Here is a 20,232-nt window from a genome sequence, read left to right on the forward strand (position 1 = left end):
TTCGCGTTGTACCAATACTGTGGCTAATTGGCTACCGCGGTTAAATTAACAGAAAATATCAGTACTGAATTTGCAGGGATAATGCCGGCCTGCGCATTTCCATAGGCGTAGCGCGATGGGGTTATTATCAGCATTTGCCCACCTGTTTTAAGGTAGGGTAATGCAATTTGCCATGCTGGTATCAGGCCATTTAAGCGGTACACCAGGTTGGTGCTCGAGTCAAATATAGTCCCGTTGGTTAACTTGCCGGTATAAGCCGCTGTAATTGTAGTTGTTAAAGCAGGGTTAGCACCAGTACCCTGGGTAATTATCTGGTAGTAAACACCGGTTGTATCTTTTACCGCATGAATTTCGGTATGTGCTGCAAGGTAGGCCTGGATGGTTGTCTCATCTGCGGCGGCCTGTTTGGCGGCATCAAAAGGCACCACGTTATTATTCGATTTCAGGCACGATGAAAACAGTGCAACGGGTAGCAGCAACAATAGCAGAAGTTTTTTCATTTTTATTCAGATCAGTTTAGCACCTATACGGTTTAACTAATATAAACGCTACAATTTAAAAATCTTATACTGTTGTTTTAATCTTAAGCTCGTTAAGCTGTGTATCGGCGATGCTTGATGGCGAATCGATCATCACATCGCGACCCGAATTGTTCTTAGGGAAAGCGATAACATCGCGGATAGAATCTAACCCGGCAAAAATAGATACCAGCCTATCAAACCCAAGGGCTAAACCACCATGCGGAGGTGCGCCATACTCAAAGGCATCCATCAAAAAGCCAAATTGCTTTTGCGCCTCTTCGGGCGAAAAGCCCAGGTGCTTAAACATCAATGACTGCATGGCACGGTCATGGATCCTTATGGATCCGCCACCAACTTCAGTGCCGTTAATAACCAGGTCATACGCGTTGGCGCGTACAGCCCCCGGATCGGTATCCAGCAAGGCAATATCTTCCGGTTTTGGCGAAGTGAAGGGGTGGTGCATGGCATGATAACGTTCGGTTTCTTCGTCCCACTCCAGCAGCGGAAAATCAAGCACCCAAAGCGGCGCGAATTTATTTTTATCGCGCAGGCCTAAACGGCTACCCATTTCCAGGCGCAATTCGTTCAGTTGCTTGCGTACTTTATCGGCATTGCCGGCCAATACCAGCATTAAATCGCCCCGTTCTGCCTCAAACGCTGCAGCCCAGTTGGTCAGCTCATCTTCGCTGTAAAATTTATCAACCGATGATTTTAAAGTACCATCTTCGTTATAACGGCAATATATCATGCCGGTTACGCCAATTTGTGGGCGTTTTAACCATTCGGTAATTTCATCCAATTGCTTACGGGTGTAGCTGGCACAGCCTTTGGCGTTGATACCCACAACCAGTTCGGCGTTGTCAAATACGCCAAAACCTTTGCCTTTTACAACATCATTCAGTTCTACAAACTCCATCCCGAACCTTACATCCGGTTTATCAGAACCGTAAAGGCGCATCGCGTCGGCATATTGCATCCGTGGGAAATCGCCAAGGTCGATACCTTTTACCGTGGTGAACAGGTGGCGGGTAAGGCCTTCAAAAATATTCAGGATATCCTCCTGGGTAATGAACGATAGCTCGCAGTCAATCTGGGTAAATTCTGGCTGGCGGTCGGCACGCAAATCCTCATCCCTGAAACATTTCACAATCTGGAAATAACGGTCGAACCCGCTTACCATCAGCAATTGTTTAAATGTTTGCGGCGATTGCGGCAACGCGTAAAATTCGCCCGGGTTCATGCGGCTTGGCACCACAAAATCGCGGGCTCCTTCCGGGGTCGATTTGATCAGTACCGGGGTTTCTACCTCCAAAAAATCAATGTCGCTTAAATAGCGGCGTATTTCCTGTGCCATTTTGTGGCGCAGGATAAGATTATTACGAACAGGCGCACGGCGTAAATCAAGGTAGCGGTATTTGGCACGCAGCTCTTCGCCGCCATCAGTTTCGTCTTCTATCAGGAACGGCGGAATTTTAGCCGAGTTCAATATCTCTAAACCGACTACAGCAATTTCAATTTCGCCGGTTGGTATTTTTGTGTTTTTGTTTGATCGCTCCAGCACCTTGCCGGTAACCTGTATCACAAACTCACGGCCAAGCTCGCGGCTTTTTTCGCGCAGCAAGGCATCAGTATCCGTATTAAAAACAAGTTGGGTTAAACCATAACGGTCGCGCACATCAATAAATGTGGTGCCGCCCAAATCGCGCGATTTTTGTACCCAGCCACACAATGTAACTGTTTGACCTAAGTTGCTGATATTTAATTCGCCGCAGGTATGAGTTCTTAGCATAACAATATTTATAAAAGTTTGCAAAAGTAAGTTTTTAGTTCGAAGTCCGAAAGTCGGGAAGACGGAAAGTCCGAAAGATTGAATATTGCTGAAATTTTACTCTGCTTTTTTTTCCACCTTCTGACCAAATCGCTAATTGCTAATCTTTTCTTTCGGACTTTCCGTCTTCCCGACTTTTTTGACTTTCCGACTAAAAAACTATCTTTGCCCATAATTCTCAAGGGGTGCCTTGCTTTGGTGTATCTAAAAACGAACTATAACGCGTTTTTAACCAAACTGAAAGACAGGCTGAGATCAAACCCAGGGTTTTAAAAGTCAAAATTCAAAAGTTAAAATTCAAAAGTTGCCTGTCAACTCAGAACTTAAAACTCAGAACTCAAGACTTTGGAAACCCGCACCTGATCCGGATAATGCCGGCGTAGGGAGAGGTGACAAGTTAAGTGTACTGCCATTGTACCCTGGTGAGCAGATGGTTTAACTAATTTTTAGTTTAAAAATTTTGAAAAATGTATTCGCGGCTATCATAGCCCTGCTGCTGCCTGTTTTGGCATCGGCCCAGCTTTCCATATCCGGAAAAGTAACCAATCAATCGGGCGAAGCACTGCCCGGTGCAACTATTACCCTTACAAACCCAACTACCAGCGTTGTTGCCGATGCTACCGGCAAGTATGGCTTTACTAATCTTAAACCCGGCAACTACACACTAAATGCCAGTTTTATTGGTTACCAAGCCATCAGCAAAAATATCGTTTTAGCGGCCAGCCAGGTTATCAACCTAACGCTCAATAATGGCACGTTTGCGGCCGAGGAAGTGACCATCAGCGCCACCCGTGCGGTTAAAAACTCGCCAACGGCATTTACCAATCTCAGCAAAAACGATTTAGCAAAAAATAACTTCGGGCAGGATCTGCCTTACCTGTTGAGCCTTACCCCATCGGTTGTGACAACATCAGATGCGGGCGCGGGCATCGGCTACACCGGCATCCGCATCCGTGGCTCTGATAATACCCGGGTTAACGTTACCATCAACGGCATTCCGCTGAATGATGCCGAAAGCCAGGGATCATACTTTATCGACCTGCCCGACCTGGCCTCGTCGGTTGATAATATCCAGGTGCAGCGCGGCGTGGGTACATCAACCAATGGCGCTGGCGCTTTTGGCGGCAGCATCAATATCCAGACTACCGCGCGCCGCGATACTGCTTATGCCGAGATCAATACTTCGGCCGGTTCTTACGGTTCTATCAAAAACACGGTTAATGTCGGTACCGGCTTACTGGGCGGGCATTTCAGTTTAGATGGCCGTTTATCACGCATCCACTCCAATGGTTATATTGACAGGGCAACGTCCGATTTAAAATCTCTTTACTTAAGCGCTGCCTGGTATGGCAAAAACAGCACCATCAGGGCCAACGTAATATCGGGCCACGAGCGCACTTACCAGGCCTGGAATGGCATTGCCGATTATGTTATTGGTGATAATACCCGAAAGGATAACCGCACTTATAACGAGCTTGGCCTGATGGACGACGCCGGTAATTTTTATAAAGACCAGGTTGATGATTACCTACAAAACCACTACCAGTTGCTGTACGATCAGAAGATAAGCAGTAAGCTATCTTTTAGCGGCGCATTGCACTACACCAAGGGCAAGGGTTACTATGAAGAGTACCATCAACAGGATGCTGTAGTCAATTATGGACTCACCCCGGTTATTATGGGTACAGATACCATTAAAACTACCGACCTGGTACGCAGGCTTTGGCTTGATAATGAATTTTATGGTGTTACGTACGCTTTAAAATATCAGCCGCAAAGTAACCTGAACATGACCCTGGGCGGCGCTTATAATGAATACAAAGGCGCGCACTACGGCAATATTCTTTATACTAAAGAAAGTGCCGGTATTGGCCCCAACTATGAGTACTATCGTGATAATGCCAAAAAGAACGACTTTAATATTTTTTACCGCGCCGAATGGCATTTAAACAAGTTACTGCTTTATGCCGATGCGCAGTACCGTCACCTTTACTACAATTTTTACGGTATAGACAAAAACCAGCAGAACGCGCAGCAAAGCATCGAGCTTAACTTTTTTAACCCCAAAGTAGGTATTACTTACCAGCTTAATGAGCAAAACAATGTATATGCATCATTTGCGGTAGGTAACCATGAGCCAAACCGCGATGATTATGTTAACTCCACCCCGCAAGCCAGGCCTAAGGCCGAAAACCTGAAGGATTTTGAAGCAGGTTACCGTACTGTTGGCAAAATTTTTAGCGGCGGTATTAATGGCTTTTATATGCTGTATAAAAACCAGCTGATACTAACCGGGGCGCTTAATGATGTGGGCAGCGCTATACGCACCAACGTTCCGGATAGCTATCGCGCAGGTGTTGAGCTTGATGGCAAAGTACGTATAACCAGCCAGCTTAACTGGGGCCTTACTGCTACCTGGAGCGCCAACAAGATTAAAAACTACCACCAGTTTTTCTCTAATTACGATGACGGCACTTTGGTTGAAGAAACATTTAAAAAAACCACCATTGCTTATTCGCCATCGCTTACCGGGGCCAGCATCATTAGCTACAGCCCGGTTAAAGGCGGCGAAATCGCTTTTATAAGCAAGTACGTGAGCAAACAGTATTTAGATAATACCATGAACCAAAACCCTGCCGGTTTTAACATAGCGCCCGATAACGCCGCTAATCCGTATGCCGCCAACAGGTATTTAAAAAGCTATTTCACCAGCGATGTAAGGCTGCGTTATAACTTCAGCATCAGCTCGGTAAAAAACATTGGTTTGGGCCTGCAGGTTAATAATGTTTTCAGCAAAAAGTACGAGGCTAACGGTGCTACATACCCGGATATTGAAGGCGGCAACATGGTAAACTATAACTACTATTTTCCGCAGGCGCCGCGCAATTTTATGGCGATGCTTAGCCTAAATTTTTAATACACACGAATGGATGCACACGAATCGTCTCGAATTGGGGCGAATTTCACGAATCCGGGCAGATGTTATGCTTGGGATGGATTAGCTATACAGATGACAAATTAATTAAGAAACGCGTTTATGCATGATTTAATAAAGCTTTTCTTTGATCAGATAAAGGAAACCACCTGGGTGCAATGGCTTGCCGTTGCCCTGGGTGTTGCCGAAGTTTTGCTGGCGCGAAAAAATAATATTTTGCTTTATCCTGCGGGTATTTTGGGGACCGCAATTGCTATTTATTTGTTGCTTGATGTAGGTTTGTACGCCGAATCGATACTGAATGGCTATTATGTGGTCATGAGCGTTTACGGCTGGTGGTACTGGATAAAACGGCGCAACGAGCCCCCTGTAGAAATTTCGTGGAGCACCAAAAACGAATGGGCGATAAGCATTGCCATATCCGTTATTGGCTGGGTATTTTTTTATGTGCTGCTCAAAAACCTGCCGGCTAAATATTTTACGCCATCAAACGTACCTGTTTGGGACGCGCTGATATCGTCAACCGCCTGGGCAGGCATGTGGCTGCTGGCCCGCCGAAAAATAGAGAACTGGATTTTTTTAAACATATCCAACCTGTTTGCCGTACCCATCCTGTTTTACAAGCACCTCCCCATGTTTGCGCTGCTCACCATCTTTTTATTTGTTGTAGCTATTTTAGGGTACTTTGACTGGGCGGCGAGAGTCAAGAATCAAGAATCAAGAATTAAGACAGGAAATTGAAACGTGGGATGAGGTTGTTAGTTGGATTCCATCTGTTCTTTAAACGGGTTCATATCAACCTATTGTATCAAGGCCGAAAATCTATCATCTGCACATCTGAAATTTGAAATCTGCACATCTATGCCCCATCCATCATACTTACTAAAACCCGAATGGATAAAAACAATCCGGGATACTGCCGCGGAGGCCGAAAAACTGGCCATGCTGCACCCTGATCAATTGAAACTGGTTTACGAGCAGGGCTGGTTTAGATTCCTGGTTCCGAAAGCCTATTCGGGCCTGCAACTGCCTTTGCCGGAAATGGTGCGGTTGGAAGAAAGCCTGGCCTGGGCCAACGGCAGTTTGGGCTGGGTGGTTACCCTTTGCAGTGGTGCGGGCTGGTTTGGCGGTTTTTTATCGGCGGATATCGCCCCGGAATTATTTAACAACCCTGCATTATGCCTGGCAGGAAGCGGAGCTTCAACAGGTACGGCTACCATTACCAATGGCGGCTACATCATTAACGGCACCTGGAAATATGCCAGCGGCGCGCACCATGCCACCCATATAACCGCCAACTGTATCATCAAAAATGGCGACGGATCTGTTTTAGATGCCGACGGGAACGAACTGGTACTACCTTTTATTTTCGACAAGAAAGACGTGGAGGTTTTCCCCGCCTGGAAATACATCGGCATGATGGCCACCGGCAGCGATGCCTACCAGGTAAGCAACCTGTTTGTTAAAGCCGACAGGTGTTTTAAGATCGACCCGGAATATGCTGTAGTTAACGCCCCCTTGTACAAATACCCCTTTTTACAATTGGCCGAGGCTACCCTGGCAGCAAATATATCGGGCATGGCTGTACACTTTCTCGACCTGTGCGGGCCATTGTTTGATGAAAAACAGTTAGGCAAACGGCAACGCGATACTCACCGCGATACAACAAAACAACTGCTGGATGAATTAACTACCAACCTTAATAAAACCCGGGCCGAATTTTACCAGGCCGTTGATGCTTCCTGGCAAAGTGGCTTAACAGGCCCCGCCGGGTATTTGAATGAGGTAAGCACTACCAGCCGCAAGCTGGCCAAAACGGCGCGCGAGAGTGTCGATAAACTGTACCCCTACTGCGGCCTGCAGGCTGCCAATCCCGATACCGAAATAAGCCAAACGTGGCGCGATTTGCATACCGCAAGCCAGCATAGTTTGTTAAATAGCATCGGCGGGTAAACAGAAGCTGAAAGCAGAATGCCCAAAGCTTAAAGCTAACTCATATATTTTCTATCCGACAAAAACATATGTGAAATTAAATAACAGGTCGCAGCTAAATTGGGTTAACATAACTTAACATATTTCAGATAAAATATTTGTAAATACCTCATTATCAATATTTTGATGTTTTAACATGGTTAACACTAAAACTGACCGCACAATTTGGGCGAATCCAAATATTTGTACCTCTTGCCGACCAACACAAGTCTCCCCTGGCTCCCGTATCTGCAAATAAAATAAGTTATGTTTGATGCCTATAACTTCGCAACGCTATAAGCTATCCGTTAGTTCTTATTAAATAACAACTTACGGCCCTTAACTATTCAACGCAAATTCTCTGTCTTGATTCTTGACTCTTAATTCTTGATTCTTATTTGTAACAAAACCCATACTTAACATAAACTTCATATGGCTTTTTAATTTCATTGTTGATATTTGGCGATCCAAAAACAAAAAAATGAAGCTTAAATATCTGTTGCTTTTAATTTTAGCCACTGCCTCTCTTTCGGCATCGGCACAATCTCATAAAAAAAAACACAAACATACCACCAGGAGGAACAGCGATAGCGAAATTACCTACCACCGCGAACGCGCTATGCCCATGCCTACCGGCCTGCCCCGCCCCAAACTGGTTATTGGCTTGGTGGTTGATCAAATGCGGTGGGATTACCTGTACCGCTATTTTGATCGTTACGAAGATGGCGGTTTTAAACGAATGCTTGGCGAGGGCTTTACCTGCGAGAATACCAATATTGATTACATCCCTACAGTAACTGCCGCAGGCCATACCTGCATCTACACCGGATCGGTGCCGGCCATTCATGGTATTGCGGGCAATGATTTTATTGTACAAGCCACCGGAAAATCGATGTATTGCACAGATGATAGCACGGTAACCGCCGTTGGCAGCACCTCAAAGGCCGGCCAAATGTCGCCACGCAATTTGCTGGTAACTACCGTTACTGACGAGCTTAGATTGGCAACCAATTTCCGCTCAAAAGTTATTGGCATCGCGTTAAAAGACCGCGGTGGCATTCTGCCTGCCGGGCATACCGCCAATGCCGCTTATTGGTTTGATGACGCCAGCGGCAATTGGATAAGCAGCACTTACTACATGACCGATTTGCCTGCCTGGGTTAAAAACTTTAACAGCCAAAAAATTGCCGAAAAATACCTTAAACAGGATTGGAATACCCTTTACCCTATAGCCACTTACCTGCAAAGCGCCCCTGATAACAGTGGTAAATACGAGGGCAAATTTGCCGGTACCAGTGCACCAACCATGCCGGTTAATACATCGGCATTGTATAATGGCCACTTAGGCATGATCCGGTCTACACCTTACGGCAATTCGATGACGCTTGATATGGCTAAAGCGGCTATAGCAAATGAACAATTAGGCAGCAATACAGTTACCGACTTTTTGGCCGTAAGCCTGTCATCTACAGATTACATAGGGCACCAGTTTGGCCCCAACTCTGTAGAGATAGAGGACACTTACCTAAGGCTTGATCATGACCTGGCCGCCTTTTTTACTTATTTAGATGGCACCCTGGGCAAAGGCAGCTACTCGGTATTTTTAACCGCCGACCATGGCGCTGCGCATAACGCCAACTTCCTGAAAGATCACAACGTACCTGCCGGAACCTGGGACGATGCCGCTGCGCAGAAAGAAATGAACACCATGCTGAACGACAAGTACAAGGTTCAAAACCTGGTTATCAGCATGGATAATTACCAGGTTAACCTTAACAATGCCGCCATCAAAAAAGCAGGCATCAGCGAAGAGGCCATAAAACTTGACTGTATAAACTATCTGCAAAAACAACCGGCTGTACAATTTGCCGTTGATATGCAAAACGCAAACGCCGCGACTATCCCGGTTGATCTGCGCAGCCGTATTATAAACGGCTACAATACCGAACATAGTGGCGTGATACAAATCGTATTAAAACCAGGCTATTACTCGGGGCACGGAGCAACCGGAACAACCCACGGCACCTGGGCGCCATATGACACCCACATACCGCTTGTGTTTATGGGCTGGGGCATTAACCATGGCAATACCACACGCCAAACCCACATGACGGATATTGCCCCTACCGTGGCATCACTATTACACATACAAGCCCCCGATGGCTGCATTGGCAAAACCATTAGCGAGGTAATCAGGTAATCCGGGGTTCGGGTTGCGGGGTTCGAGGGTAGGGGTTGCGGGGCTCGAGGCTGGGGTTCGACATTTTACCGGCAACCCGCCCCTCGCAACACGAACCACGAACCACGAACCCCAAACCCCGAACCTCGAACCAGGCAATACACCACCGAAATGAAAAAATACATATCCAGGTTTCATTACATCACACAGGACATGCCGCAGCGCAGCCATACACAACAGGTTGAAATTGCCTGTAGTGCAGGCGCCAACTGGATACAATATCGATGTATGACTAAATCAGACAACGAACTGGTTGCCGAAATTGACCAGATAGCAGCTATTTGTGATGACTGGGGAGCTACCCTTATTATTACCAATCATTACCACCTGCTTGATAAAGTTGATGCCCAGGGTGTGCACATTGAAGACCAGCCTGCCGATTTTAGCACTATCCGCGAAGCAATTGGCGAAGATAAAACCTTAGGAGCATCGGCTACTAACCTGGCCGGCCTGCTAAAAACCCAGCATTCAGGCGTGGTTGATTACTGTGTATTGGGGCCGTTTGCCCATACTGAAACCAGGCCGAATAATTTCCCCTTGCTGGGTTACGATGGCTACCGTCAATTGGAAAAAGCCCCCATCGAAATTCCGGTTATTGCAACCGGTGGAATCCAATTACAGGATGTTGAATTATTACTTAAAACAGGTATTTATGGCATAGCGATATCCTCGGCCATTAACCGTTCTATTGATCCGGCCGGAATGGTTAAGGAGTTTTACCGCAAAATGTACTAAACTCACTATTGCCCTGAAGTGAGCTTCATTTTTAATATTAATATGGCTTAATAACAAAGGCACTGTTGCCTGCATGCCAAAAACAGCAGCAAAATATCCGGTCAAAAAAGGCAGGTTTTTGTTTCGACGATGCACATTTAACTATAACAAAGAATATTTTAGTTCATTGAACAAAATGAGTTATTGATTTTGTAAATTGCATGTGAAATCCAATATATAACCTATATTTCTTTATGGAAACCTATAATAGACTGTGGCGGTTGTTTTTTGCTATTGCGTTAGTTTCAATCGCGGTTCAACAATTTATCTGCTCTGGTTTCAGGCCGGTTATTATGCCTCCCGAGCCGGCGTTTATAGGGCAAAGCACTTTTTGCATGTGTGTAGCAGGCATTTTGATGATACTGATATCGGCCGCTATTATTTCGGGTATCAACTCGCATATAGTTGCCGATTACCTGGGGGCATTCATGCTATTGATGATTATCCTCTCACACATACCATACAATATTAAAATGAACCCGTTTTTTTTGGCAGGATGGAACGATGCCTTTAAACTACTGGCCTTGTGTGGCGGGGCCTTTATAGTGGCTACCTCCTTCCCTGCCGATACAGTAAGCGGCATTGATGCGGTTACAGAAAAGTTACGGCCCGCCGGCCCATACTTTTTTGCTACAACCATGATTGTTTTTGGCATCGAGCATTTTATATATCCAAAATTTGTAGCGCTGCTGGTACCATCGTGGATTCCATTTCATTTATTCTGGGTGTATTTCGCGGGTATAGCGCTTATTGCTGCCGGCGCAGCCATTATGCTTAAATTTAAAGTAAAACTTGCGGCCTCTTTGTTAGGCTTAATGCTGTTTTTATGGCTTATCATGGTGCACATCCCACGCGGGCTCGATACCTCCATAGTGGATAGGGCTAATGAATGGACAAGCGTCTTTGAGGCTTTGGCTTTTAGCGGCATAGCATTTTTAATAGCCGGCACTTATAAACCAACGCAAACGCCGGCCAGTCAATAATTAGTCAAATCATCTGCATGGGTTTTAGCTAAAATGGTTTTGTTGTATATTCACGCCAAATTTTAAACTCATGACAGCTTATAGCTTTTTACAACATCTCCATTCGGGTTTCAGGTATATAGTACTGGCCTTAATTTTGGCGGCCATTATAGGTGCGCTTATTGGCCTGATAGGAAAAAAGCCTTATACCAACGGCAACCGCAAACTCAATTTGTTTGCCATGATATCGGCACATACGCAGTTGCTTATTGGCATAATACTTTATTTTGTAAGCCCGCTGGTACAGTTTAACAGCGAAACCATGAAAAATAAAGTGACCCGGTATTTTACTGTAGAGCATTGGGTTATCATGCTGATTGCCCTGGCTTTAATTACCATTGGGCATAGCAAATCAAAAAAAGCAGCTACCGGCGAAGCCAGGCATAAAGCCATTGTTACCTTCTATTTGATAGGTTTAGTGATAATTTTAGCCGGTATTATACTTATCCCACGTAGCTAATAGGATTTAGCAACAAATAAACTTTCAAAAAAATTTGATAATTCATTTTTCTTTATAAATTTGTGGCCACGATGATTAAAAACACAAATAAAAATAGCTGGTGGCACCAATTAAATTTGGCAGCCGGATACGTTTTTAGTCAGCGATGATCTAATCAATTGTAAACCTAAGTGGAAAACCCGGCGACCCCAATTCGCCGGGTTTTTTTATTTATATATTTTTGAAAACATAACATGAGCACTTTTAAAATAACAACCACCTATAAAAAACTACTGGCCGATACCACCACGCCGGTGAGCATTTACCTGCGCCTGCGCGATGTATTCCCCAACTCGCTGCTGCTGGAAAGTTCGGACTATCACAGCCGCGAAAATAGCTTAAGCTACATTTGCTGTGAACCTATTGCCGGCTTTGTACTCAACAACGGCATACTAAAAAAGCACTATCCCGATGGCAGTCATGAAAGCCTTGAAGCCGGCAGCTTTGAACTGATTGACCAGCTTAACCAATTTGTGGGCAGTTTTGAAACCGACGCCAACCCGTTGAAAATCATATCAAACGGTTTGTTTGGCTATTTTACTCATGAGGCGGTTGAACATTTTGAAACTATCAAACTAAAACAAACCGACGATAATCCCCGGCAAATCCCGGTAATGCAATACCACATTTACCGTTATATCATCGCTGTAGATCACTTTAAAAACGAGCTTTACATTTTCCACAACCAGGCCGAAGGCGGCCCAACCAACGGCGGTATCGAAAAACTGGAATACCTCATCAAAAACAAAAACTTCCCCGAGTACAGCTTTAAAAGCAGCGATGTAGAAAAATCAAACCTTACCAACGAGGAGTTTATCGCCATTGTTGAAAAAATGAAGCAGCATATTTACCGGGGCGATGTTTTCCAGATAGTGCCATCAAGGGCATTCTCCCGTACCTTCCAGGGCGATGAGTTTAACGTGTACCGGGCATTGCGCTCCATCAACCCATCACCCTATTTATTCTATTTTGATTATGGCGATTTCCGCATCTTCGGCTCATCGCCCGAAGCGCAAATCACCATCAAAAATAACGTGGCCAGCATCTTCCCTATCGCCGGCACCTTTAAACGCAGCGGAGATGACGTGAAAGATGCCGAGATAGCCCGCAACCTGGAAAATGATCCCAAAGAATCGGCCGAACACGTAATGCTTGTTGACCTGGCCCGTAACGACCTGAGTCGTCATTGCGAGCAGGTACAGGTTAAAGCATTTAAAGAAGTACAATACTATTCGCACCTTATCCACCTGGTATCGCACGTAAGCGGTAAGTTATTGCCCGGCGTGTCATCCTTCAAAATAGTTGCAGATACTTACCCAGCGGGTACCCTGAGCGGTGCGCCAAAATACAGGGCGATGGAAATTATTGACGAAAATGAAAAAGCCAAACGCAGCTTTTATAGCGGCGCCATAGGTTTCATGGGTTTTAACGGCGAATTTAACCACGCCATCATGATCCGCTCGTTCCTGAGCAAAAACAACACCCTGCACTACCAGGCCGGGGCCGGCATTGTAGCGGGCTCTGTTGCCGAAAGCGAACTGAAAGAAGTGGATAATAAAATTGCGGCGTTAAGACGTGCAGTGGAATTGGCGGAAGAATTGTAGGCCCCCTAACCCCCTGAAGGGGGAACAATAGTGGGTAAATTAAATAATTGATAGATTTTTTTACGACATAACAAATGAACGAACATACAAACTCCCCCTTCAGGGGGCCGGGGGGCCCCGGCGGCAATATCCTGATAATAGACAATTACGATTCCTTCACCTATAACCTGGTGCATTTGGTTAATGAGCTTGGCCTGCAATGCGATGTTTGGAGGAATGATAAATTTGCTTTGGAAGATGTGGATGCATATGATAAGATCATCCTATCCCCGGGGCCTGGCATACCGTCTGAAGCAGGTTTGTTGCTGGATGTGATCAAAAAATATGCGCCAACCAAAAGCATATTTGGCGTTTGCCTGGGGCAGCAGGCCATTGCCGAAGTATTTGGCGGCAGCCTTTATAACCTGAGCCAGCCTATGCACGGGATTGCTACCCCCATAAAAGTGACCGATACCGACGAGCAATTGTTCCGCGATTTGCCCGATAGCTTTAAAGTTGGGCGTTACCATTCGTGGGTTGTAAGCGCAAATGATTTACCCGAGGTATTGAAAGTAACGGCTATCGACGAGGAGGATAATTCCATCATGGCCCTGTCTCACCGCGAATATGATGTGCGTGGTGTGCAGTTTCACCCGGAATCGATATTGACTGAGTATGGTAAAGAAATGATGGGTAACTGGCTGAAATAATTATAATTAAATTTGTCAATCCAGAGTAGTAAAATCTGCGGATTCTGAAGGGGGAATGACATCCAAAAATAAAAGGCTGTCATCCTGAGGCACGAAGGATCTATTCACGAACTTTTCTGTCGTCATGCATAGCTGATAGATCCTTCGTTCCTCAGGATGACAGTAAGTGTTAGAGTTTTCAATCAAAAAATTCCCCCTTCAGGGGGTTAGGGGGCTAAGGCTTTATGACGATACTTGATAAAATAGTTGCCAACAAAAAAAGGGAAGTAGCATACGCAAAAAGGCGTATCTCATACGTTGAGCTGGAAGAATCTGAATATTTCCACAGGGAAACGTATTCATTTAAGGATTTTCTGCTTGATCCTGCCCGTACCGGTATAATTGCCGAATTTAAGCGTAAATCACCCTCAAAAGGCATTATTAACGATAAGGTAAGGGTTAGCAAGGTGACAACCGATTACGCGGCTGCAGGGGCATCCGCGCTATCCGTATTAACCGACCGCGATTTTTTTATGGGCCGCAAAGCCGATTTAAAACGGGCGCGTTCTGTAAACAACATCCCTGTTTTGCGCAAGGATTTTATGATAGACGAATACCAGGTAATTGAAGCCAAAGCATTGGGTGCCGATATTATCCTGCTAATAGCGGCTATTTTAACCCCGGCAGAAATTGATAAGCTTGCCACGCTTGCCAAAAGTTTAAACCTTAATGTGCTGCTTGAAGTACATAACCTGGAAGAGTTGGAGCGCAGCATTCACCCAAAACTGGATGCAATTGGCGTAAATAACCGCAACCTGGCCGATTTTACGGTATCTGTAGAAACATCCTACCAGCTGGCCAAACATATCCCTGCCGAATTCATGAAGATATCTGAAAGCGCCATAAGCGATCCGGAAACCATCAGGCACCTGAAGCTGGCCGGCTTTAACGGCTTTTTAATTGGCGAAACCTTTATGAAACAGCCCGATCCGGGGCTGGCGATGAGGGGTTTTGTAGCGCAGCTTTAAAGGGGAAAACCTTAATAAAAAAGCGGGACCGCCAATTGGCAGCCCCGCTTTTTTATTAGCGTCACTATAAATTAGTGCTTGTCGAAAAACAATTTGGTGGTTACCAAGTCGCCGCCAATGGCAGCTGAAGCGGCTTTATAGTTAGCCCCGTTTACATTGCTCTCTGCAATTGGGTAAGGGAAACGTACCGGGAATGCACTTGAAGCCGTTGATGGCGCAACCAATGCGGGTACATCCAGCCTGCGGGTTTCTATCCATGCATCCCAGCCCCTGTTATAATCTGCAATCCATTTTTGGTAAGCAAGATTAGTTGGGGTATAGGGATTAACCAACAAATAGGCGGTTGCATCACCTGCACCCCAATATGAATACGATGCCTGAACACCGGCAGCATAGTAGAGTGCAGCAGTGCCGGTAATATACCCTTTCGCAACAGCTTCTGCCTGATAAAACGATACTTCAGCAAAATCAAGTAATAAACCAGGAAAAGTTGGCGCAGTTAACGTAGGACTAACGTGCGAGAAACTGTCATAGTTTGATTTAGCACCAGGGGCGCTGCCTTTATATGTACCATCAGCTAAGGCAGTAAAATACTTGCCCACGCGGGCGTCTGCATGACCGTTTAAGTAACTAACAAGTGTATTACAGGCTACATAGTCAAATCTGCCACTTTGAACGATATCAACATAAACCGGGTTTGTATTTGGAGTAGCTCCTAAATAAGCAAAGGTTGCGTTATCCGCATTAGAGGTAAACACACCGCCAGAAACCGCAGATGCCGCCGCTGCAGCCGCAGTAGTTGGATCAGAGTCGGCTATGGTCAAAGCCATTTTTAATTTAAATGAATTGGCAAACTTTTTCCACTTTGTTGTATTGCCTCCGTAAATTACATCAGCACTTCCAAAACTTCCTGCGTTTGTATTTAACGCGGCTATGTCTGCATTTAAACGGGTTAGCAGATCTTTGTAAATAGTAGCTGCGTCATCGTACTTAGGAAAGTTATTATTAGCATCAAATGCCTGTGTATAAGGAACATTACCAAAAGTTGTTACCAGGTAATAAAAAGAATAAACCTGCAGGATATCCAGTATTGCTATATCGTTTTTCTGAATATCAGCGCTGGCGATAGAAGCGTCAGTAGGTACAATGGTTTTAGCCAAGCGCAAGTTATTTAATACATCACGATAAAGGGCGTTCCATTCCGCACCATTTATATTACGGGCATTGATGAGGTAATTACTTTCATCAGTGTACGTGGTTTCTTGCCATTGCTGTTCAATTAACCTATAAATATTAGTGTTTACGCTTGACGTGGTAACAGTATTGGTTAAAACCCGCTCAGCCTGTGTAAATAATGAGGCGGCCGGAACCGTTGGGAAAAGCTTTGGATTCGAATTTAACGAAGCCAGGTCTTTATGGCATGCTCCAAGCGAAAGGATCGGAAGCAATGCCGCGATAAAATATTTTTTCATAATCGTTAGAATCTTACTTTTAAGTTAAGGTTAAACATTCTGGCGGTTGGGAAAGCACCACTTTGATAACCTTGCAGGTTACCTGAGCTTAAACCTTCTTCAGGATCGGTATAAGGGGTATTTTTATGGATGATCCATAAGTTACGACCACTTAAACCAACGTCGATGCCTTTAACACTGCCAAGCCGTGAAAGAACAGATTGAGGCAAAGAGTATGCAATCGCCGCCTCACGTAATTTCACATAACCCGCGTCATAAACGAAACCAGCTGCAGGATTATGCTCATAGCCATATAAACCAGAACCTGTGTTATCTGCTCTAACGGTATTTTGAGCTCCTGTAGAGGTAACACCAGGTAAAATCACACCGCCACCATCTGACAATGCATTTCTTGATGGCTTACCTAAATCGTTGTTACCTACAGTTTCAGGATACAAACCTGTATCCATACCATAATAAGTATCTAACGAGAATACGCTACCACCTTTTTTAACGTCAACCAGGAAGCTTAAAGTAAATGATTTATACCTAAACGAACTATTGATGCCGCCCGTCCAGTTTGGGTTAACGTTACCCAACACTACGTTATTGCTTGAAGAAAGCACATAATACCCGTCGTCTCCAACAACTTGCTGCCCGTTTTTAGTAGCAAGTGCATTTCCATCTTTATCAACATAACCATTACCGCGAATATCGCCATAAGGACGATCCAGGCTTGCATTAAGCGAAACCCCGCCCTGGAACGAACCAAGCTGAAGATTGGTAGCCTGTTGACCAGAGCCATCAGTATAAAGTTTTAATACTTTGTTTCTGTTACGGGTAAAGTTAACATTCACTTTCCACGTAAAGTCTTTTGTTTGTACCGGTGTACCATTTAATGCAACTTCGATACCTTTATTTTGAATAGTACCGGAGTTAATATAAGCAGCATTATAGCCGGTAGCTGTAGATAATGTCACCGGAATCAGCTGATCAACGGTTTTGTTGTTGTAATAAGTGAAATCAAAACCTAAACGGTTGTTGAAAAATGCCATTTCCAAACCACCCTCAGAGGCTTTTGTGCGTTCGGGCTTTAATTTTGCATTGTTTTGAGTTGTACCGATAAATGCCTGAGGGCTTGAGCCAAATGCTGTAGTAAGCGAATAGTAATTACTTGTGCTTTGTGGCGTGCCGCTATTACCAACTTCAGCATAATTGATTCTTACTTTTCCATACGATAGCCATGAATATTGTTTAAGCAATTCAGAGAAAGTAAAACCTAAATTAACTGACGGATAGTAATATTTATTGCTATATGAAGGCAAAGCCGAAGAAGCATCACGCCTTAAAGTACCATCTAAAACCACCATTTTTTTCCAGGTGAACGTAGCACCGGCAAAAATACCATCTGTTTCAAATGGGACATACGTTTCAGTTGGAGCGTTTGGCGTATTCTTAGAATTTGATAAGCTATAAATACTTGGTACAATTAAGCCCCCGTTTGTGGTTGCCGCAATTGACTGGTAAAGATTTTTACGTACGTTAACCCCTAACAGACCTTTAAAATTAAGATCCTGAGTTATATTATTGTCAGTTGTAGCAAGGAAATCAAAGTTGGTTTCATTAAAGCTCAGGTTTCTCCTGGTGTATGATGATAAACCAACAGAACCAACTTGCCTGCGTTCTTCCTGAATCTGGCTCCAGTTATCAACAGTTACACGGCCTAATAAATTTAGCCAATTTGTAGCTTTATAATTTAAGCTAACGTTACCGAAGTAACGGTTGCGGGTATCTGTTTCAAAGTTTTGATACCGGATGAAGTAAGGATTATCCCAATAAATTGGAACCAGATTGGTTGGGCTTGCCCAGTTCCAGGTAATATTTTGACCACCGGAAGCAAAGTATTGATCTTTAAGTTCTTTGATGTCGTTATTTACCTGATACCATTGCCTGAAAGAGTTCAGGATGTTATCTGATTGATAACCGCTTCCGTAACGTCCTTTACCATCTGTACGAGTGTAGCTGATATTGGCAGCTGCAGTTAGTTTACTGTTGATGTTATATGTTCCGCCAAAGTCAAGGTTGTTTTTCAACTCGTTACTATTAGGCATAAAACCGGTTTGGTTATTGCGGGTATAACCTAATTTAAAAGTACCATTATCGCCACCATTAGTAATGAACAAACTTTGGTTATTACTGATTGGGTGAGTGAAAAATGTATTGGGATCATTAGCAGCAGCAACCCAAGGCGTAGCCTTACCAAAATTAGGAGAGTATTTGCTAAACGCATCCCATTGATAAACCTTCAGGTTTGGATCGAAGGCATGGCCATATGAAGCGTCTTCGGTCAAAGGATCAACCAAATCTTTAACACCGTCGCCATTGATGTCCCTATAAAGGAAATAACCGCTTGGATCTTCATAATAGGTTCCGTAACCACCGCCATATTGTTTTTGGTATGTTGGCAAGGTTGATTTATCAACAGCACCGTAACCGTAACTTGTGTTAAAAGTAATACCAAGTCCTTTATTAACTTTTTTGGTTGTAATTAAAATTACACCGTTGGCACCGATAGAACCGTATAATGCAGTAGCAGCAGCGCCTTTAAGAACGGTAACTGACTCAATATCATCCGGGTTGATATCTGAAGCGGGCGAACCATAATCATAACCACCTGTACCGGCAGCTACTGAGCTCGAATTGCTGTTACCCTGGTTGCCACCGCCAGAACCACCGTTGTTGTAAGGCACGCCATCAACAACAAATAAGGCCTGGTTGTTGCCGAGGATTGATTTAGTACCACGTAAAACAACATTTGTTGAACCGCCGAGGGCGTTGTTCTGCCTGATTTCTAACCCGGCTACCTTACCTGATAAACCGCTTACAAAGTTACCGCTACGTTGTTTGCTAACCTCGTCGCCGGTTACTTTCTGTGCAGCATAGGCTTGCTGGTTACGCGTTCTGTTTAAGCCCAGCGCTCCAGTTACCACTACCTCGCCAAGTTGCTGGCTCGAGGCAACTAAAACAACATTAACTGTTGGTCCATCGGCAGGCAAGGTTTGGGTAATGTAACCAAGAAAACTAAATGACAATAAAGCATTGTTGGGCACGGATAAGGAGAATCTTCCGTTTGCATCGGTCTGGGTACCGGTTGTAGTACCCTTAATGCTTACTGATACCCCCGGCACCGGTAAGCCATCTTCCCTGGCCGTAACCTTTCCGGTTACGGTATGGTTTTGCGCATATAGCTGTGTTGCAGCAAGTAAAAAGATGCACAAAGTCGTAAGTAGACTTTTTTTCATGAATAATGTGTTAGTTAATAGTTAAAAACTTTAAGAGGTTAAATGTATATGGGATTTATAAAAAATCAAATAAATAATTGTAACATTTCGTTTACATAAATATTATTGCGCAAAATACATATTTTTCATAAAAAATTCATAAACATTTATTTCCTTTGCATGTTCTTACGCTATTACTAAATCATTTAGTTAATAATAAGACAGTTAATAAAGTTAATTAGAACAGGGAAAATGCGCGAGGCATTTTCCCTGTTTGCTTTTATTGCCTATTCCACAAAATACATTAAAAAACAGGACTCAGCCTGCAAAAAAGACAAGGCACACCATAGTCAACCAAAGTGCTACTAACAGACAAACATTTTAAAATACCAAAAGATAGTTTTGCAACAA

At 44.3% G+C, this 20,232-nt stretch carries 14 protein-coding genes; 10 read left to right on the forward strand and 4 right to left on the reverse strand.

Annotated elements, in window-relative coordinates:
* Window positions 1-23: 23 nt before the first annotated feature.
* Window positions 24-500 (reverse strand): FKBP-type peptidyl-prolyl cis-trans isomerase, encoded by a 477-nt coding sequence (locus PQ469_RS26590; protein ID WP_274210385.1) that lies wholly within the window; start codon window positions 498-500, stop codon window positions 24-26.
* A 64-nt stretch (window positions 501-564) separates the two neighbouring features.
* On the reverse strand, window positions 565-2,310 hold the full coding sequence (aspS, locus tag PQ469_RS26595) for an aspartate--tRNA ligase (RefSeq protein WP_274210386.1): 1,746 nt from the start codon (window positions 2,308-2,310) through the stop codon (window positions 565-567).
* A 499-nt stretch (window positions 2,311-2,809) separates the two neighbouring features.
* Between aspS and PQ469_RS26600 the strand changes: the two genes are divergently transcribed.
* From PQ469_RS26600 to trpC, 10 genes are all read left to right on the forward strand, one after another.
* The gene (locus PQ469_RS26600; protein WP_274210387.1) at window positions 2,810-5,266 is read left to right on the forward strand and encodes a TonB-dependent receptor; all 2,457 of its coding nucleotides are present in this window, start codon (window positions 2,810-2,812) and stop codon (window positions 5,264-5,266) included.
* A gap of 120 nt (window positions 5,267-5,386) precedes the next feature.
* A complete protein-coding gene (pnuC, locus tag PQ469_RS26605) occupies window positions 5,387-6,025 on the forward strand; it encodes a nicotinamide riboside transporter PnuC (RefSeq protein WP_274210388.1) in 639 nt (212 codons plus the stop codon).
* Between the two features lie 120 nt (window positions 6,026-6,145).
* Window positions 6,146-7,237: an acyl-CoA dehydrogenase family protein gene (locus tag PQ469_RS26610; RefSeq protein ID WP_274210389.1), complete on the forward strand. Its 1,092-nt coding sequence runs from the start codon at window positions 6,146-6,148 to the stop codon at window positions 7,235-7,237.
* 499 nt (window positions 7,238-7,736) lie between these two features.
* Window positions 7,737-9,455 (forward strand): alkaline phosphatase PafA, encoded by a 1,719-nt coding sequence (gene pafA, locus PQ469_RS26615; protein WP_274210390.1) that lies wholly within the window; start codon window positions 7,737-7,739, stop codon window positions 9,453-9,455.
* Window positions 9,456-9,605: 150 nt separating this feature from the next.
* A complete protein-coding gene (locus PQ469_RS26620) occupies window positions 9,606-10,229 on the forward strand; it encodes a thiamine phosphate synthase (protein WP_274210391.1) in 624 nt (207 codons plus the stop codon).
* Between the two features lie 233 nt (window positions 10,230-10,462).
* Window positions 10,463-11,251 carry a DoxX-related protein gene (locus PQ469_RS26625; RefSeq protein WP_274210392.1) on the forward strand — a complete coding sequence of 263 codons (789 nt, stop codon included), beginning with the start codon at window positions 10,463-10,465 and terminating at the stop codon, window positions 11,249-11,251.
* 70 nt (window positions 11,252-11,321) lie between these two features.
* Window positions 11,322-11,750 carry a cytochrome B gene (locus PQ469_RS26630; RefSeq protein ID WP_090640414.1) on the forward strand — a complete coding sequence of 143 codons (429 nt, stop codon included), beginning with the start codon at window positions 11,322-11,324 and terminating at the stop codon, window positions 11,748-11,750.
* Window positions 11,751-11,983: 233 nt separating this feature from the next.
* Window positions 11,984-13,393, forward strand: coding sequence for an anthranilate synthase component I family protein (locus tag PQ469_RS26635; RefSeq protein WP_274210393.1), 1,410 nt, complete (start codon window positions 11,984-11,986; stop codon window positions 13,391-13,393).
* Between the two features lie 74 nt (window positions 13,394-13,467).
* Window positions 13,468-14,082 (forward strand): anthranilate synthase component II, encoded by a 615-nt coding sequence (locus PQ469_RS26640; protein WP_090640406.1) that lies wholly within the window; start codon window positions 13,468-13,470, stop codon window positions 14,080-14,082.
* A gap of 224 nt (window positions 14,083-14,306) precedes the next feature.
* A complete protein-coding gene (gene trpC, locus PQ469_RS26645) occupies window positions 14,307-15,089 on the forward strand; it encodes an indole-3-glycerol phosphate synthase TrpC (protein WP_274210394.1) in 783 nt (260 codons plus the stop codon).
* A gap of 71 nt (window positions 15,090-15,160) precedes the next feature.
* Here the strand turns inward: trpC and PQ469_RS26650 are convergent, their stop codons facing one another.
* Both PQ469_RS26650 and PQ469_RS26655 read right to left on the reverse strand, forming a co-directional pair.
* Complete coding sequence (locus PQ469_RS26650) at window positions 15,161-16,561, reverse strand: SusD/RagB family nutrient-binding outer membrane lipoprotein (protein ID WP_274210395.1); 1,401 nt, start codon at window positions 16,559-16,561, stop codon at window positions 15,161-15,163.
* Window positions 16,562-16,566: 5 nt separating this feature from the next.
* Window positions 16,567-19,842, reverse strand: coding sequence for a SusC/RagA family TonB-linked outer membrane protein (locus PQ469_RS26655; protein WP_090640394.1), 3,276 nt, complete (start codon window positions 19,840-19,842; stop codon window positions 16,567-16,569).
* Window positions 19,843-20,232: the final 390 nt, after the last annotated feature.

This window comes from Mucilaginibacter sp. KACC 22773 (genome assembly GCF_028736215.1).
Lineage (GTDB): Bacteria > Bacteroidota > Bacteroidia > Sphingobacteriales > Sphingobacteriaceae > Mucilaginibacter.

What these genes read in the sequence shown, in the direction of transcription:
- PQ469_RS26590 (WP_274210385.1), bottom strand. Translation starts at nt 500, where the DNA reads ATGAAAAAACTTCTGCTATTGTTGCTGCTACCCGTTGCACTGTTTTCA.
- aspS (WP_274210386.1), bottom strand. Translation starts at nt 2,310, where the DNA reads ATGCTAAGAACTCATACCTGCGGCGAATTAAATATCAGCAACTTAGGT.
- pnuC (WP_274210388.1), top strand. Translation starts at nt 5,387, where the DNA reads ATGCATGATTTAATAAAGCTTTTCTTTGATCAGATAAAGGAAACCACC.
- PQ469_RS26610 (WP_274210389.1), top strand. Translation starts at nt 6,146, where the DNA reads ATGCCCCATCCATCATACTTACTAAAACCCGAATGGATAAAAACAATC.
- pafA (WP_274210390.1), top strand. Translation starts at nt 7,737, where the DNA reads ATGAAGCTTAAATATCTGTTGCTTTTAATTTTAGCCACTGCCTCTCTT.
- PQ469_RS26620 (WP_274210391.1), top strand. Translation starts at nt 9,606, where the DNA reads ATGAAAAAATACATATCCAGGTTTCATTACATCACACAGGACATGCCG.
- PQ469_RS26625 (WP_274210392.1), top strand. Translation starts at nt 10,463, where the DNA reads ATGGAAACCTATAATAGACTGTGGCGGTTGTTTTTTGCTATTGCGTTA.
- PQ469_RS26630 (WP_090640414.1), top strand. Translation starts at nt 11,322, where the DNA reads ATGACAGCTTATAGCTTTTTACAACATCTCCATTCGGGTTTCAGGTAT.
- PQ469_RS26635 (WP_274210393.1), top strand. Translation starts at nt 11,984, where the DNA reads ATGAGCACTTTTAAAATAACAACCACCTATAAAAAACTACTGGCCGAT.
- PQ469_RS26640 (WP_090640406.1), top strand. Translation starts at nt 13,468, where the DNA reads ATGAACGAACATACAAACTCCCCCTTCAGGGGGCCGGGGGGCCCCGGC.
- trpC (WP_274210394.1), top strand. Translation starts at nt 14,307, where the DNA reads ATGACGATACTTGATAAAATAGTTGCCAACAAAAAAAGGGAAGTAGCA.
- PQ469_RS26650 (WP_274210395.1), bottom strand. Translation starts at nt 16,561, where the DNA reads ATGAAAAAATATTTTATCGCGGCATTGCTTCCGATCCTTTCGCTTGGA.
- PQ469_RS26655 (WP_090640394.1), bottom strand. Translation starts at nt 19,842, where the DNA reads ATGAAAAAAAGTCTACTTACGACTTTGTGCATCTTTTTACTTGCTGCA.